At 31.9% G+C, this 15,888-nt stretch carries 16 protein-coding genes; 3 read left to right on the top strand and 13 right to left on the bottom strand.

Annotation, left to right across the window (positions count from 1 at the left end; genetic code table 11):
• Positions 1-145: 145 nt before the first annotated feature.
• Positions 146-499, top strand: coding sequence for a winged helix-turn-helix transcriptional regulator (locus HNR33_RS21860; RefSeq protein ID WP_429087916.1), 354 nt, complete (start codon positions 146-148; stop codon positions 497-499).
• Positions 500-833: 334 nt separating this feature from the next.
• On the opposite strand, the gene HNR33_RS21855 is transcribed toward HNR33_RS21860, so the two are convergent.
• On the bottom strand, positions 834-1,373 hold the full coding sequence (locus HNR33_RS21855; RefSeq protein ID WP_429087913.1) for a CDP-alcohol phosphatidyltransferase family protein: 540 nt from the start codon (positions 1,371-1,373) through the stop codon (positions 834-836).
• A gap of 414 nt (positions 1,374-1,787) precedes the next feature.
• Between HNR33_RS21855 and HNR33_RS21850 the strand changes: the two genes are divergently transcribed.
• On the top strand, positions 1,788-2,987 hold the full coding sequence (locus HNR33_RS21850; protein WP_429087951.1) for an IS110 family RNA-guided transposase: 1,200 nt from the start codon (positions 1,788-1,790) through the stop codon (positions 2,985-2,987).
• A gap of 243 nt (positions 2,988-3,230) precedes the next feature.
• Here the strand turns inward: HNR33_RS21850 and HNR33_RS21845 are convergent, their stop codons facing one another.
• The 3 genes from HNR33_RS21845 to HNR33_RS21835 all read right to left on the bottom strand — a co-directional run bounded on the left by HNR33_RS21845 (position 3,231) and on the right by HNR33_RS21835 (position 5,090).
• Complete coding sequence (locus HNR33_RS21845) at positions 3,231-3,773, bottom strand: GNAT family N-acetyltransferase (protein WP_429087911.1); 543 nt, start codon at positions 3,771-3,773, stop codon at positions 3,231-3,233.
• 252 nt (positions 3,774-4,025) lie between these two features.
• The gene (locus HNR33_RS21840; protein WP_429087909.1) at positions 4,026-4,586 is read right to left on the bottom strand and encodes an AAA family ATPase; all 561 of its coding nucleotides are present in this window, start codon (positions 4,584-4,586) and stop codon (positions 4,026-4,028) included.
• A 234-nt stretch (positions 4,587-4,820) separates the two neighbouring features.
• Entirely contained in the window at positions 4,821-5,090 is a 270-nt protein-coding gene (locus HNR33_RS21835; RefSeq protein WP_429087906.1) for a sigma-70 family RNA polymerase sigma factor, read from the bottom strand.
• Between the two features lie 63 nt (positions 5,091-5,153).
• Here HNR33_RS21835 and HNR33_RS21830 point away from each other — a divergent pair, with 63 nt between their 5' ends.
• Positions 5,154-5,639, top strand: coding sequence for a helix-turn-helix domain-containing protein (locus HNR33_RS21830; RefSeq protein WP_429087903.1), 486 nt, complete (start codon positions 5,154-5,156; stop codon positions 5,637-5,639).
• A gap of 175 nt (positions 5,640-5,814) precedes the next feature.
• Here HNR33_RS21830 and HNR33_RS21825 read toward each other — a convergent pair whose 3' ends face one another.
• From HNR33_RS21825 to HNR33_RS21785, 9 genes are all read right to left on the bottom strand, one after another.
• The gene (locus HNR33_RS21825) at positions 5,815-6,300 is read right to left on the bottom strand and encodes a group I intron-associated PD-(D/E)XK endonuclease (protein WP_429087901.1); all 486 of its coding nucleotides are present in this window, start codon (positions 6,298-6,300) and stop codon (positions 5,815-5,817) included.
• Between the two features lie 290 nt (positions 6,301-6,590).
• Complete coding sequence (locus tag HNR33_RS21820; protein WP_429087899.1) at positions 6,591-7,337, bottom strand: GNAT family N-acetyltransferase; 747 nt, start codon at positions 7,335-7,337, stop codon at positions 6,591-6,593.
• 299 nt (positions 7,338-7,636) lie between these two features.
• Entirely contained in the window at positions 7,637-8,488 is an 852-nt protein-coding gene (locus HNR33_RS21815; RefSeq protein WP_429087897.1) for a hypothetical protein, read from the bottom strand.
• 6 nt (positions 8,489-8,494) lie between these two features.
• The gene (locus HNR33_RS21810) at positions 8,495-10,138 is read right to left on the bottom strand and encodes a restriction endonuclease (RefSeq protein ID WP_429087894.1); all 1,644 of its coding nucleotides are present in this window, start codon (positions 10,136-10,138) and stop codon (positions 8,495-8,497) included.
• A gap of 356 nt (positions 10,139-10,494) precedes the next feature.
• A complete protein-coding gene (locus HNR33_RS21805; protein WP_429087891.1) occupies positions 10,495-13,020 on the bottom strand; it encodes a Spaf_1101 family AAA-like ATPase in 2,526 nt (841 codons plus the stop codon).
• A gap of 287 nt (positions 13,021-13,307) precedes the next feature.
• Positions 13,308-13,655: a hypothetical protein gene (locus HNR33_RS21800; protein WP_429087889.1), complete on the bottom strand. Its 348-nt coding sequence runs from the start codon at positions 13,653-13,655 to the stop codon at positions 13,308-13,310.
• Between the two features lie 41 nt (positions 13,656-13,696).
• Positions 13,697-14,128 (bottom strand): hypothetical protein, encoded by a 432-nt coding sequence (locus HNR33_RS21795; RefSeq protein WP_429087886.1) that lies wholly within the window; start codon positions 14,126-14,128, stop codon positions 13,697-13,699.
• A gap of 264 nt (positions 14,129-14,392) precedes the next feature.
• Positions 14,393-14,713, bottom strand: coding sequence for an HNH endonuclease (locus HNR33_RS21790; RefSeq protein WP_429087883.1), 321 nt, complete (start codon positions 14,711-14,713; stop codon positions 14,393-14,395).
• A gap of 72 nt (positions 14,714-14,785) precedes the next feature.
• Complete coding sequence (locus HNR33_RS21785) at positions 14,786-15,583, bottom strand: reverse transcriptase domain-containing protein (protein WP_488167847.1); 798 nt, start codon at positions 15,581-15,583, stop codon at positions 14,786-14,788.
• Positions 15,584-15,888: the final 305 nt, after the last annotated feature.

Here is a 15,888-nt window from a genome sequence, read left to right as displayed (position 1 = left end):
ATTATAAATCTATAGATCATAATCGTTTTCTTTTTTGTATAAATTTATATCTAGATATTATATAATAAATTATAGTTTCATTGGAATTCAACTACAAGTATGCACTTTTTACTCAGATACTTACTATTTGGAAAGAAGGTAGCCTATGGATAAAGACATTATTAAAAAATTCCCAAACCAAAATAAAAGGCAAAAGGATTTTAAATGTTCGATAGGATTTGCAATGACTGTAATTGGAAGTAAATGGAGAGCAATAATCTTATGGCATATATTGAAAGATTATCCCATAAGATATGGTCAACTAAAAAGGTCTGTACCAAATATAAGTCATAAAGTACTATCTCAAGAATTGAAAAATTTAGAAAAGGATAGCCTTATTGAAAGAATTGCCTATGCAACAATCCCCCCTAAGGTAGAGTATATACCTACAGATAGAGGTAAATCATTAGAAAATGTATTGACTGAACTTTGTCTTTGGGGTAAAAAATATATGGATTAACATTAAATTATAGTAATATAGACATTAATAGTACTACGTATAAATAAAATAATCACTACTATAACTAAAAGCTACTGTTTGTGTTTTTTCAGTTCTTATTTTATATAGAATTTCTACCATAATAAACATATATTTTATTATCATTTAATTTGGTTTATAGTTTTACACTTTAAAATCTCTATTTCCTTGTTGTATCAAGGTCTTGCTATTTCAAATAACGAGTCGTTAGAACCGTCCCCGCGACTCTCACATCCTAACAATAAGTAGCCCTTTGTCCCACTTCTAAACAGCAGACTAAATGTTACTAGCTCCATGCTAGTCTATGGACCATGCGCTACTCATAAAATATACTTTTACGATTGAGCTTAACTTCTGAATATTTTATTGTAATTAATAATTCTTCTATAGCAGCAATAAAGACAAATGCCAATGTAATCCATATAATAATATCACTTTGTTTAAATAAAATAATTACAGGTAAAAAATATAATAAAACGCCTGATATCTTGTTCACTATGGTATGCACGAATACAAATTTTTTATATTTTAATTTAGTAAGTAACAAATTTAATAAACGAATAAAAACTATCCCTACTAGTGCCACCTTATAATTCACTAGAATAATTGAAGAATATAATTTTGTAAATATAAAAACTAGCATTATATAAAAGATAAAATCAGCAAATGAATCTAGTCTTGCACCAAACTCACTTTCTAACTTAAATTTTCTTGCTATAAAGCCGTCAAGTATATCTGTTAAACCTATCACAAAGTAAAGAAAAACAAAGCCAATCCGGTCATTTATAAATAATATCAATAAAACAGAACATATAATTCTTAGTACAGAAAGTATATTTGGAATATATTTCTTCAATTTTATTCTCCTTCTTTTAATAATGGAACTTGCATAGTCTTTGGCCTAACTCTTTCTTTCATGACACTAAGTTCGCTTTACCTACTGAAAGATTACATTTGAGACAGTTCTTGCCTTGATTAATTGTAACTACTTTAATATAATCTCTTAACTTTTAATTTTATGTATTAATAATATTTAATTCCAAATAAAACCGCAGTTATTCATAGTATGGTTCACCATATCAGAAGTGCCAAGCTTCGCTTGGCATACTAACGTTTCGCACTCAAGACGTGCGTCAGCGTTACAGGCAGCTTGTTTACTGACATAAATAACTCATATCCTCAACAGACATGCCACCACTCAGTTAGCTGAGGCATGTGCTTTGGCTCTTAGAATACTTAACAGGATTATCATTATCCCACATCGAATCCAATTTTATCTATTGATGTTTCAAAATCTAATAGTTATGCTGCTGCTTTTCTTTCTAATTCCAGACCTTTTTCTAAGCCTTTTAAGTTTAACCATTCTCCAAATGATCTTAAAAACCTTTTATCTTTACTTAATGAAATGGAGAATATTACAGGCACAGAGCCAAGTATAGTTCTTGAAGCTACAGGTAATTACTCTAAGCCTATCACTTCATATTTTATGAGCCATGGTTATGATGTGATAGTACTAAATCCACTTCAGACGCATGAGCTTAAGAAAAAGACTATTCGTAAGGTTAAAACTGATCCTGTTGATACTAATAGAATCGCTAAAGTATACTACCTTAATAGCTTTGTTCCTGCTAAATTGCCTGACAGTATTATTAGCAATCTGAGAACTGCCTGTCGACATTATGAGGGTTTTAATTTTCTCTACACTGAAGCTATCCTTAGGTTAAGAAGTATTTTAGATGTTGTTTTTCCTAATTATGATAAGCTCTTTTCTTCTGTATCTAGCAAGATCTCTCTTAATTTTCTTTCTAATTTTAATACTCCTGAAGATGTGTTAAATGCTAATTTTGAAGAGCTTGTACAACATCTTAGAGTACGTGGTAGAGCCAAATCATGGTCTGTTGAAAAAGCTAAGCTAATAGTAGAGACTGCCAAAGAAAGCTTACCTGATAATACGTCCCAGCAGTCTAATGTTTATGCTTTGGAGCAATATATTAATTTACTCACTTGCATACAAAGTATATTGACTGATATACGGGATCAAATGATTAATTTCGCTAAGCTTTCTCCTAGCTATGAACTTCTCCTATCCATTCCTGGAGTTGGAGATATGACAGCCTCTACTATTCTCTCAGAGATCGGTGATATTACTAGATTCCCTACTGAAAAACAGATTGTGGCATTCGCTGGAATTGATCCATCTGTTTATCAATCGGGAACCTTTAGAGCTTCTAACAACAAAATATCTAAACGTGGATCAACATATCTTAGAAAGGCTTTATATCAATCTACGTGTGCTGGAATTTATAGAAGGTCTAGTGGATATGCAAATACTACATTAAGAGCTTATTATGATAAAAAAATAGCTGAAGGAAAGCCTTCTAAAGTAGCTATTATTGCTACTTCTAACAAATTATTAAGGATTATTTATGCTATCTTAAAGAGCGGTAAAACATTTAATTTAAATCATTAATTAGTATAGATTATTACCTTGCAGTAGCACTTTTAAAACCTATTTTTTAATAGGCTTGTTTACTATGCCTATTTTTACTATATTCTACTTTTTTTCAAAAAACCCTTGACAACCATTAGCTGGTTTATACGTAGTTTTAGCCATTACATTTTGAGTAAATCTACTTTATTTGTTCTAAAATATTTATTATAAGATTATGAAATAAGGATATTCTGTCTTCCGATAATGTATTTCCAAAGTTAATTATTCATTGCATACTGCTTTTTTCATCCATAAAATATTCATTTCTCTTCCTGCAATTTCTCCATCACAAGTATCATATACTTGAAATCCTACTCTTTCATATGTTTTAATTGCTCTCTTATTAAACTCTGCTACACCCAATCTTACATGATCACCTTTATAGTTATGAAATTTTACTGCAAAATTAAGACATTCAGAAACAAATTCCTTTCCAATTCCTCTTCCTGTTAAATTTGGTTTTAAGCCGAATCCAATCCACATTTCGTAAATTTTATCTGGATTATCGTTAACAGTATGTATATCAACGTATCCATCATCTTCTGAATCTTTGTCAACCTCTCGAAAAAACTCTGTTGTTAATTCACCAATTAATTCCTCATCTTTATTTAAAACAGCAAATCTTGTAACTCCCCAATTTTCAGCTTCAAGTAAACACTCTTTTTCATTTACATAATCATAAATTGAAAATTCATTCTCGTATCTCCAATTATTAATCATTTCTCGTGCATAATCCCCATTCATTGCAACAAATTTAAAATTCATTTTTTTCCCCCTATACCATCTACATATTTTAATAAACACTCAACCTTTTATCACAAAATTACGTATACCGTTACCGCGTTTGCGACGTCCCCCCACCTCTAAAAGGAGGCGCTCATGCTCTGATTAAGTGCTAATGCACCAGCTGTACCTTTAGGTCTTAGGTTGGAAGATGTTTCAAACACACTGTTAGCCGATGAACAATGCAGGCTATCCTACTTAAATATAATTTAAATTAATTAAAGAAATTTATTTCTACTTTCTTGTATCTTCTTCATTTGTCATATCTTTTTTAGGTAGTAAGTTTAGACTACAAGAATTTGCTATTATCTCAGCCACTTCTTCAATTGTTTTTTCATCAGTTATTATATGTTCCTTAAAATATTCACTATCAAGAGATTGAATACACTTGTCAATTCGATTGTTAATCCATGAGTTTTCTCCATCACCGCGACGATTTAGCCTCTCTAACAAAGTATCTTTACTAGCAAGTAATGTAAAATGCATAATTATCAACCCATCTGACTTTAGCTTGCCTACAATTTCATCAAAATACTGTTCATTTATAATCGTCATAGGTACAATAATTATTCCTTTAAAATTTGTACTAATATATGAAAGCATACTATAATTAAATTCTCTCCAAAGGTAAAAATTTTGAAAATCATCATTTTTTAAGTCTGCTGGAATATTTTTACGGATAAAAAATCCTACTTCTTCAGGATCATAAACATATGAATTTTCTAACCGTTTATTTAATTCATTAGATACACTAGTTTTCCCACATCCAAAAGTACCATTAATCCATATTATCATGCAGAACCTCCCTGTGTTGTATTTTAAAACCTAGCATTGTTTTTCGACTAGCTATTGCATTCCCGAATCATAGTTCGTTTTTTATTCCAATATAGATAGGCTTGCGAACCATTGTTCAGGAATTTCTGCTTATAGATGCCTTCCACTAATTACATATTGTACCACAACCGAGTAAATTTTGGGTTACAAAAAAAACACTACAAACAATCTCGCAGTATTTATTATGTTATTTATTTAATTACCTAGATTTAATGCCTTCTTATTAAGCTTTTTTATTGCTCTTTTTTCTATTCTTGAAACGTATGATCTAGATATTCCTAGCATATTTGCTATCTCTCGTTGTGTTTTACAGCCTCCGTTTGCTAAGCCATATCTTAGCTCAATGATTGTCTTTCCTCTATCCTTTAATACTTTATTCATTTTTCCATATAACTTTTTTACTTGAATTTTGGGGTCAACTTCGTCTATTACCTCATCAGGTTCAGTTCCTAGTATATCTCTCATTGCCTTCTTTATCTACTCTATAGGATCTTGTGAAGATGCTTCTGATTTTGTTTTTTTACATGAATGTATTGTTATAAGCATTTCATTAGCTATACTGTTGTTACGGAAACATTTTATCATAAACATGATTTTGATATTTTATTAGGAATTTCAGATTTAACTACTGTAGGTGGCCGCATTAGATTCTATAGATTATCTCATGGACTTTTACAGGAAGAAGTTGCTGCTATAGCTGGAACTGATGTATGTACTATAAAAAGATATGAAAATAATCAATGTAAACACTCATTAGATATATGCAATAAAATTACTAAAGCTATTAGAGTAGATCCTTCTCTACTCTATGATGATTATTTAGCTTTTATTGCTTCTGAATATGGCTATAAAATAAAAAGTATTCGTAAAAAATTAAATCTGACTCAGGAGCTGTTTAGTAAACTCATGGGGGTACATAGAAAGACCATACTTCGCTGGGAAAAAGAAACTCTATGTCCTTCAAGGGAACACTACAACCTTTTAGCACAACTTGATGATATACAAGACTATTAAATATGACAGGTAATTAGTCTAAATGATAAACTAATTGAATTTATTTTGACTGGTACTTTTCTTATTATAAGGTATCATTCATTTTCGAAAGTTTTAGTATCCAATATTTCTAAACATCAGTGTATTTGCTGACAAACGACCATGTAGTGTTATGTGTGGTCATCTAGTAAACAATCTACCTCTCGCTTGTGTTTAGTTCAAATTCTACTAATGCTTTAAAAGAGTTAAAATAATCTTTTCTATCACACTTTTCAGATATTTTTATAACTCCACTAGATGGTATGTTTTCCACTGGAATTATTGCAAAATCTTCAGTATCAATATTAATGCCCATAACAAAATCTGTGTCATCCTTACTATATGTAGTCTTTTCCCCTCTTGGACTAGAGAAAGCTCTAATAACAAACTGATCTATTGATAAAGGCTGTTCAGGCACCTTCTTATATTCTAGTTTAAGATTTTTTACTTGTATCCTCATAAATTTAGGATATCGTTCAGCAATAATATCATATCTAACGTCAACAACCGGCAATAAAACCCCATATCCTTCTTTCAATAATTTTACAATAGCAAGATTTTCTCTAATCTTGCCTTCTGTACTTGTCATGGAAAAATCCTTGTTAAGCTCTCTAACCTTTCTATCAATATTCTTACGTGCCATACTATCCCCCCATGATAATCATTAATTACTAATTACATCTCATTATCAAAAATAACTACACATAACGTTTCATGTCCCCGACGTTTTCCAAGCTACTCATATACTTGGAAAATGTGTTGTGGCTTCTTCGAAAGCTTGACCCATAAGAGTCACAACGAATGGGGACATTTTGTTAGCTGAAGTCAAACACCACTAATGCTTAAATCATCAATACCAAAAACTGATATTTATCACATAATATAAGAAGATTACAAAACAAAATTTTATACGTTTACTTGAAATTAACATCTTCAACGCGTAGAAAGTGTCAATATATCGTCAAACCTCGTTTTATAACAATGCGCCCATGCAGGGATATAACCTGCTCGGACTGCAACATGCTGTGAGATCACATTGCTGCAATCTGTACTATAATATGGAATATATCCACGGTTCAATATTTCAAGTGTCAGCATATTTACAAGAGAAGCGGCAAGTCCTCTACCTCTGTAGGGCAGTAAAACATCAACTCCGATTTGCCACATAGTCTTACAGTCGGCACTTGCTCCTGCCATACCGACAATGCCACCTCTATATTTTGCTAAGGCAACTAACATTTCTGGACGTTGGGTACTTATGTCATATTGTATAGCGTTGTGAAAACCACTAATTTCGTAAAGCTTGTGGATGCTATGTTTTTCCACCATCTCATATTCAAATCCTCCAGGATTACTCAACGGAGCAATTTTACCTATATCGGGCAGAAAATAAGGATTGATACCGTAAACAAAAGGTATGCAAAATGCTTCGTAACGTGTCTTACCTTCAAGTTGTTCGCGGATATAAGGTAAAATATCTTCAGATGCGTTTATCACTACACTATGCCCTGTTGTGACCATCTCTAGGCGTGGAGTAACCCAGGGCCAAGGTCGTCTACCTACATTTTTCTTTGCTTCCGTAAAAATAAAACCATCCTTTAGAAAATCATCTGGCAAGCAATTATAGTCAATGGCAAGCTGGTTGTATACACAATCCATCATAATTTTTTTATTAATCATAAACTTATTCCCCTTATCATTATTTTCCTTACCAAATATGAATAATTTTTAGTTCTCTATATTTTGCTATTGTAATATTAATTCTCTTCTCATACCCTAAAGAGTAGTGTCTTTTTCCTATAGGATTTCATCTAACTTTGGTATTTCCGACACTAAGCAATTAAGTGTTTATTTCCAAACTTCCCATTATTAGCCTAATGGGAACTATTTCTTCCTGTATAAACTACTCATGATACACCTCATCATATCACCCACATTTTTGATAAACTTAACACAGTTACCAATAACCTCTGACAGGATTAATTGTTTTTCAAATTTTCTTTAAAAATAGATTTATAAATCTCAAGCATAAAATGTAACGATTTTTGATTAAAATATTCATAGTTGTTTTTCCAAAACTCAAATAACTGTGAAATCATTTTTGTTTTATCTTTATTTTTCATCGCTATATTTAAAATTTCATTTGCTCTATCTTCAATATATTTGAAAAATTCATTATCCGAATTACATTTATCTAAAAACATCAATCTTCGTTTAATGCTAAGAATATTTATGTGACAACTCTTTAAAATCAAATAAACATTTAAATCTCCTCTATTTTCTTCTGGCATCCCTAAAATATAGTTAGGATTAAAAATCTTTTCAGTTTCATTCAAATATGAGAAATAAATCTCAAATAATTTTTCATTTTCTCTTCTTCTTTTTAAATCAAGGAATTTATTGTTAATCTGCTCCAATTTCAATTGGGATATATCGTTTTCCTCTTTAAATTTCTGGTTCTGCCATAAAGCTAAAGCACCCAAAGCCGCCGTGCCTAGAAATGTAAGAAAAGATCCATAAAAGGATAATACATCTTTTGCTTCCCATAAGGTGTGATAAGCTTTTCCTGTCGCATATCCAAATTTATATAACTCGTTTATCAAGAATGGAATTGATAAAGAACTAATAATAACACTAATTCCGAGAGTTTTAAAAGGTTTTTTTTGTTTTTTAAATATTTGATAAATAGTCACAGACGTAATAATAAGACCTACTATTAACCCAAGAAGAGCTGCAATACAAACTGAATAACTCATTTTTGTCCCCCCATTCTTCTCCCAACTTCCCATTATAGACAAAATTACTACTCGTAGCTTTTTAAAAGAAATCATCAATAATTAATCCGCATTTACATGTTTAGCCTGTTCAATATCTATATGAAAATCATAATTATGCTTATTAAAGAGATCTATCAATTGCTCACCGTTAATTAAGGTAATATTGTTTTGAGCTGCAAACTCTCTAGAGCTTCCCCCAAAATCAGATGTTGTAACTAGAATTCCTCTTATAGCTTTGAATTCCTCCATTGAGCCTTTTAATGCTCGAACTGGTTCAGGTGTTACTGTATTCGTGTATCTCTTTGCTTGAAGCAATATTATACCTCCAGTATACGGATTTGTATTAAATGCCACTACGTCAATACCTCCGTCATTTGAATACTGTGTATTTCTTATTTCAATATCCTGCTCTCGAAATTCAAGCTCAAATAAGTCTCTTATCAGTGTCTCAAAGTCCTTCCAATCCATTGCAGCTAGGTTTGTTTCTGCAGATAAGCTAGTTAATACCGAATCGGAATCAATTAGCTTGAATTTACTCGTATCTGAGAATCGAATGGGTTCGACCTTACTGATATTTGACACATCTGGCACTCCTTTTCCAGAGAAATATTTAAAAGTGTCTTTCGGGTTAATATTCTCAAAATCAATTTCCATGAACTCTCTGGAATCAATTTTTGAAGTCATGATACATACTTCAAATACCTTACCTTTACGCTTATCAATTCCATTATAGTAACCATTTAACACCAACTCTTTAATTTTTTTCTCAGAGTCAATTCTAAAGATTTCATATGCTACTGCAATGTATAAACTATAATATGTATTCTTAATCAGTTCATTTTTTTCTTTATTCTTAAACAATATTTCTTTTACTTCGTTACTAGTCTTTACGTACTTGTATTCTTTAACCTTTGGAAATTCTTCTTCTGAAGGAAATCTGAAATCTACAACAGCAGTACAGTCATCTAAATCAAAGTCAATCTCATATTCTATATCCTTAAAAAGATTATTATACTCTATCTCACAATCAAGTATTGTTTTCAGATACTGAACAATCGCTTCTCTTGACGCAAAATTTTTATAATTTTTATAGATTATATCATACTTGTCATTTAGTTCTTTTCTTTGTAATCTGTAACACTCTATTTTTTGGTTGAAATCATTTTCTTTGATTTTATTCTGTTCTTTTATTTGATTATATTTATTTAGCTTTTCGTTGTAAATATTAATGTTTTTCTCTAAGAGAGCGTCTAATGCTTTCTGCTTATTTTTTGTCATGTTAAGTAACTTGTGATACCACTTCGGCTTAAAAATATACTTCTCATCATCAGAAGATGGCTTTTTAGGTAATTCAACTTGATTTTCATATTTTGGTTTTTCAGGTGGCTTATTCATTTGTGCTCTCGCTTGATCAAGTGCAAATTTTTTGTAGTTAAATGGTTTTAATTCCCATGCAAGCATATGTAATCGAACAGCTCTTTCTAAAAAAGTTTCTGTATCTTTGTTTGCTTTAGTGACATGCCACTCTTTGTTTAATTGCTCAATAGCTCTATCAAATTTCTGTTTGTAAATCTGATGGTCTTTATGTCGCACTCTTACGGTTTTATTCAACTTGGTATGATATATTAATGATTGATAAGCTTTGACTGTTGTATTCTTATTATATTCAGTCGAATTATCAATTTGGAAATAATCTTCACACATATTTACACCCCCAGTTTGATTCAATTCCTTCTACACTAGTTTAAATAATAATTATACTAATTACATTTCTTACTTCCCATAATTAGCCTAATAGGCATATGGATAATATGAAGTTGCCCTCTCCCCAACAGCAATTTTTTTGAATACTCGCTGCACATAATATCATTCAAGGGGTTATTTATTTCTACCTTGCGAAGAAATTTTTTCATAACTTCGTTTTTGCACGATTATTTTACATTATCCATAAATTTTATGGAACTGCAAAAAGAATCATGAACGTTACTACTTTTTTCATTTGCTCCGACCTTTATCATGTTTTATAAAATTTTACAGTTTCACAAACAGGCTAGATAATCTTATTGTTTTCTTACTTGAATTTCTAAAGCTTCTTCATACGTACTTAATTTATGTAGAAATGAATCTTTCCCACCTTCAAGATAATTAATTATGTGCTTTTTTATCCTATTTTCTCCTGGATACCCTGTAGTTGCTACCCATCCATGCTTATTATCTGATACCATAACACATACTTGATCAGCCTTTGCATTAGTAACAATTGTTGCACTATGTGTAGCAATAATAACCTGTCGCTTTTCTTTGACCCTTCTTAATTGCTTGACTAAATTCTTGTAAATGTACTGATTATCCAAATTGTCTTCTGGTTGATCTATTATTAATGGCCTATAGTCTTTCGAGTACTCACTATAACCTAGTATAAAAGAGAGCATTGCTACAACTTTTTGCCCAAGAGAAAGAGTCCTCACATCTTTATATAATGGACTCATTTTGCTGTTGCCTTCTCTATTATTTAGATTGAACTCTAGTGAAAATTCTTCAATATCTTCAACATATTGTCTCAAATAATTAATTATCAAATTAATGTTATTATCAGTGATAAGCTCAGAGAATATAGTTTTGATAACACTACTTGTTTTCTCTGAGTTCAGTTCATTTATTCCTTTATCGATCAGATTTTGGTTCATGTCCGTACAAAAGTCTAACAGATTGACTAGTCTTTTTGCTTCATCGATCTTCCCATAAGTAACCATGTCGAGGAATTCAAAAATTCCAAGCTTATCATATAACCTTAACAGATACCCAATCACATTCTCTTGAGTAATATTGTAATTATGAAAAAAGATTTCTTTGTTATAATCCATTCCAAAAATCCAGCGTCCTAAATCAGGTTCATTCGGAATTTTTTGTTGAGAATAAACAATTCGAAGGATTCCTTGCTGTTCAACATTAAATGGGTCAATTATTGTATTTACTACTTCTTGTCGTTGTTGCAGTGCTCCTTTCACATCTAAAAGCATTTTTCTCAAACCATATTTACTTCTAATGCGAATAACATCTGCTGGTCTAGCTAAAGTTCTATTTTCAAAAAGGACTTCATATAAAAAATTATTTATTTGTTCACCGCTAGCAGTATTGACCAATTCATTAACAGAATATCGAGTGTCAAAGAACTTCTTAAGCATTTCCTTTTTATTTGGTACTGTCTCAAGACACAAATTACCATCTCTATATATAACTTTTGATATTTTCATATAATGTTTAAATGCAAACTCTTTAACATCCTCTTTCTTAAACCGATAGTTAAAATAATATCGTTCCTTAAGATTTTGACCAAAATAGCAAAGTATATTTTCATCCTTGCTTGTTCTATAAGGCATGCGCATTTCTATTAGGTATTCATCTCCCTGGTAGTCATATAGAACCCATGTATTTCCATGTGCACATATAAAATCAAGCAATCCTTCAGATTCACACCGTTGACTCAGAACATATTCTAGAATTTCCAGAACACTGCTTTTTCCAGTGCCACGACCACCTATTAAACAATTTAATGCATCTGAGAAACTTAAGCAAAAGTTTTCTTTTCCATTTGTTCCGCTCAAGAAACCATCTATGCAATTTTCGATATATATACCCTTAATGAATTGCTTATCATGCCTTTCTTCTTTAAAACTAATGGAAATATCATAATCATCAAGAGCTTCTTTAATCATAGAAAATTTTCTTTTGCTGCCCTTAATCCAAAAACATTTTTTGTCAATTGATCCCAGATCATGCGCATCATTATCAATAAAGAATTTGATTTCTGTTGAACGATATTTCATCACATTCGACTTAATATAACCGAGATTATCGTAATCAGATAACCCAATAAAATGTAGTGCTTCATCTGAGAATAACTTTTGTTTATAGGCACCGCTTAAATATTTTTCTTTAAATGTATCTGAATTATCTAAATGAGCAATATAACCTATTCCCCCTACAGAACTGATAAATTGCAATACTTCCCTGCTCGTTTTATAAGAGCCTTCTTCAAGATTAAGTAAATTATCCTCCAGCCATTTATTTATTACTTGTTTATTTTCATTAGTATTTTCAAAAACACCAACAACATGATTCTTGTCTGCGCAAGATATTTCTACGCCCAAGATTACTTCAGTATAGGTATTTCTCTTCCTCATTTGGCATAAGTATTTGATTGCTATTTCAAGCTTCGGGACTCCCTCTATTGTATGGTGATCTGAAACAACAACAATTTCTATATCTTTTGCAATTAATTCTTCTGCCAGAAGCAAAAAAGATAAGACTTCTTTCCTACTGTTATATTCTTTAAATGATCCTGTTGGTTCAAAGTCTTCAATTTTCAGTACATATGGAAATACATTTCGCTCTACACATAATTCAAATATTTCTTGATCAGAGGAGGTTTTATATCTGCTTTGATTCCAGTTAATCATTAGTTTGTAGTCGTACGACTCCGGAGTATGCACATGAAAACACGTTTTATAAAAAGTACCAAACTTCTCTTTCCGCTGTTTTATAGCGTCATATGCAGCTTCTTCATCTCGCATTGATTTTTCCATGATGCTCACCTCCATTCCGTAGTCTTCTATTTGAGCTCGAATAAGTTCCCCATCATCGTCTTCTTTTCAACCTTGTCTAGAACAAGTTCTGACAACTCATTCTGTTTGAGGACATGGCAATGAAGCAATAGCGAACCATTTTTTATATAAACCTGATAATATTCAAACTGATCTTCTTTTCATCCACATCTGGTTGGATTAATACGCAGTGGTATTTCAACTACCTATTATTAGCCTAATTGTAAGCTAGTCTAGCTTCTAATGCTTAAGGATACTACAAAATAAATTTATTGTTTATTTTTTAAATCACCTGTTTTGTCTGCAACGAATTTAGCGAATAGTTTTTGCTTTTCAGTTCGTTCCTTTTCAGCAATAATATCATCCAGTATTAGTTCAATACCTACCTTTATGTATGGGTACATATCAAGGCACTCATCCTCACTTAATTCGTGTATTCCTTTGCTAACAATGCCATATACATTTTTGTTTTTCACAAGCACCTTTGGTAAGTAATCTTGCAAAATATCAAGTTTGTCCTTAAATTCGCTGCGTAAAAAGTCTTCCTCAGATACAACCAGTGAACCTTTTACTTCATCATATTTTTTAAAAACCAGGCTCTCAATAATTCGGCGCAAGTAGACAAACGAACCTATCCCTATACCGTGTGAGAAAAGACCTAAAGATTTACTATACTCTCGAAATTTTTACCTAGTACAGATTTGTATTTTGTAATATCTCCAATTGATATATCGGCAAAAGACGGGTATTGACCAATTTTATTCATCTTATTCTCCGTTACCAACAGATCAAACAAGATTGAATGTTCATATTCTCTTGTGCAACGAAAAGATAAGCAATATCTCTTGTTTAAATATTGACTAAACACTTCTTCTTTTTTGGGCATTCTACCACGACCACCTTCAACATCATTCAATGCAATGCAAAAGCCTCTCTCTTCGTGTATCTCTTTATCTACACTTTCAAATGTCCTCAATTCGTTGCACTGAACGCAAAAGCAATTGATATTATAGCCATTAAAGATACCTCCAGAAAGAAGCTTTTTTAGCTCATCTAAGTCTTCGATGGAAATATCGACACTATTATACAAGCCTTTATTTACTAAAGAGCCTCAAACTTTGACATTTAAATTCCTTCTAGAATTTATTTCCTATTATTTACCTATTATTAATTCAATTCAGCTGTCGGCTAAGTCGGAGGGATTACTCCCTCCTTCTCGCCTAAGAACTGTACGTGTCCCTTTCAAGACATACAGCTCAAGCTCTCATTTATCCGTTGTCTTTATGATATTTCTGCCAACCTTAATTGTCTTAAGGTTTTATACCCTTCTAGTTTTTGCTGGCTAGTTGGAGGTTCACCTTTTTAGCGGAAACATTTTATAATATTGTCTGTTACAGTACCCATGTACCAATTGCAGATTATTATACTTCCTTGTTCCGCCGTGTATCACTGGGATTTTCTCTTGTACAACCAGCCTTTCATTGAAATCTGTAATACTCATTTTGCATATAGGGCATTTATATTTCTGCATTTTAGCTAGTTTCTGATTGATTTTAATACAGTTTCTATCAAATTCCTTTTCATCCCTACGTTCAAAATATTCTTTAAGGCATGCATCGTATGGCGTTGCTCTGATTTTAATTAGAACATGCCTTATTATTGATATCCATGACATTTTTGTCAGTTGCTTATGCTCTTTTGGGTCCGTCAATATCCACCTATCTTTGCTTTGTCCTGTTATATCTGGTTAATAGTACCTACCTATTATCCATGTCTTACTTTTAGTTGGATGCAGATACTTTAAGAATTTAAATGTGCTCTTCCAGACGTGGTGATCAATATGTGAATACGTCCGTTTTGCGACAGATGGCGACCAGTAGTTACCTATACCTCTAATTATGGGGTTAAGTTTCTCTATCACTGCATTGACGTTGTTGCATTTTAGCTTCTGTACTTGTTGAGAAATGGTTTCTTTAGCTTTCTTGATAGACTCTTTTGATGGTTTTATCAACAGTTTTTCGCCCTGACAGGTTTGGTACAATCTAACATTGAAGCCCAGAAAGTCAAAACCTTCCTCTATTGATGCTATTCTTGTTTTTTCTGGTGATAATTCCAGGCCTCTTTTTTCTAAATATGGTTTTAATAGACCGTAAACATCTTCTGCATCCTTTTGTGTATTACACATTACTACAAAATCATCAGCATAGAACACTAATGTATATTTAGTAACATTTCTATAACTTCTAATTATGCCATTGTTTTTTACGGGTTTGTACTTTATTCCTAGTAGTTCTTCCATACCCAGTAGTGCAATATTGGCAAGTAGCGGTGATATAATACTACCTTGTCCAGAACCAAATTCTGTTTCATTAAATACACCATTATCAACATATCCTGCTTTTAACCATTTGCCTATCAAGTCAGCGTAGGAGAATTCTTCTATCTGACCCATAATGTAATCGTGATTCAGATTATCAAAGCAACCTTTAAAATCCCCTTCAAAAATCCATCTTTTCTTACTGCCTCTGCGGCAGGACAGAAAAATCCTTGCAATAGCGTCGTGACATCCTCTTTTAGGTCTAAAACCATATGATATTGGTTCAAACCTTGCCTCTCATTGTGGCTCTAGTGCTCCGTTGATAATGTTTTGATATATCCTATCTCTTATTGTAGGGATACTTAGTGGTCTTAATTTCCCGTTTTTCTTTTTAATATAAGTTCTATGTGACGGCCTGGGATTGTGTTTTTCTATATCTAACTTAATCTGTTGTGCTATCTGATAGATAACAGGCTATAGGAATATTATGCCAACGCAAATGGGTATAGTATCCCTAATAAGAGCAATTGTAT

The organism is Brassicibacter mesophilus (assembly GCF_050433385.1).
In the GTDB taxonomy this organism is placed as follows: domain Bacteria; phylum Bacillota; class Clostridia; order Tissierellales; family Proteiniboraceae; genus Brassicibacter; species Brassicibacter mesophilus.
Note: the sequence above shows the minus strand (reverse complement) of the source record. Positions and strands in the feature narration are given on the sequence as shown.

Coding starts and splice junctions, on each gene's coding strand:
- HNR33_RS21860 (WP_429087916.1), top strand. CDS start 146: ATGGATAAAGACATTATTAAAAAATTCCCAAACCAAAATAAAAGGCAA.
- HNR33_RS21845 (WP_429087911.1), bottom strand. CDS start 3,773: ATGAATTTTAAATTTGTTGCAATGAATGGGGATTATGCACGAGAAATG.
- HNR33_RS21840 (WP_429087909.1), bottom strand. CDS start 4,586: ATGATAATATGGATTAATGGTACTTTTGGATGTGGGAAAACTAGTGTA.
- HNR33_RS21835 (WP_429087906.1), bottom strand. CDS start 5,090: ATGAGAGATATACTAGGAACTGAACCTGATGAGGTAATAGACGAAGTT.
- HNR33_RS21830 (WP_429087903.1), top strand. CDS start 5,154: ATGTATTGTTATAAGCATTTCATTAGCTATACTGTTGTTACGGAAACA.
- HNR33_RS21825 (WP_429087901.1), bottom strand. CDS start 6,300: ATGGCACGTAAGAATATTGATAGAAAGGTTAGAGAGCTTAACAAGGAT.
- HNR33_RS21820 (WP_429087899.1), bottom strand. CDS start 7,337: ATGATTAATAAAAAAATTATGATGGATTGTGTATACAACCAGCTTGCC.
- HNR33_RS21815 (WP_429087897.1), bottom strand. CDS start 8,488: ATGATTTCTTTTAAAAAGCTACGAGTAGTAATTTTGTCTATAATGGGA.
- HNR33_RS21810 (WP_429087894.1), bottom strand. CDS start 10,138: ATGTGTGAAGATTATTTCCAAATTGATAATTCGACTGAATATAATAAG.
- HNR33_RS21805 (WP_429087891.1), bottom strand. CDS start 13,020: ATGGAAAAATCAATGCGAGATGAAGAAGCTGCATATGACGCTATAAAA.
- HNR33_RS21790 (WP_429087883.1), bottom strand. CDS start 14,713: ATGTCATGGATATCAATAATAAGGCATGTTCTAATTAAAATCAGAGCA.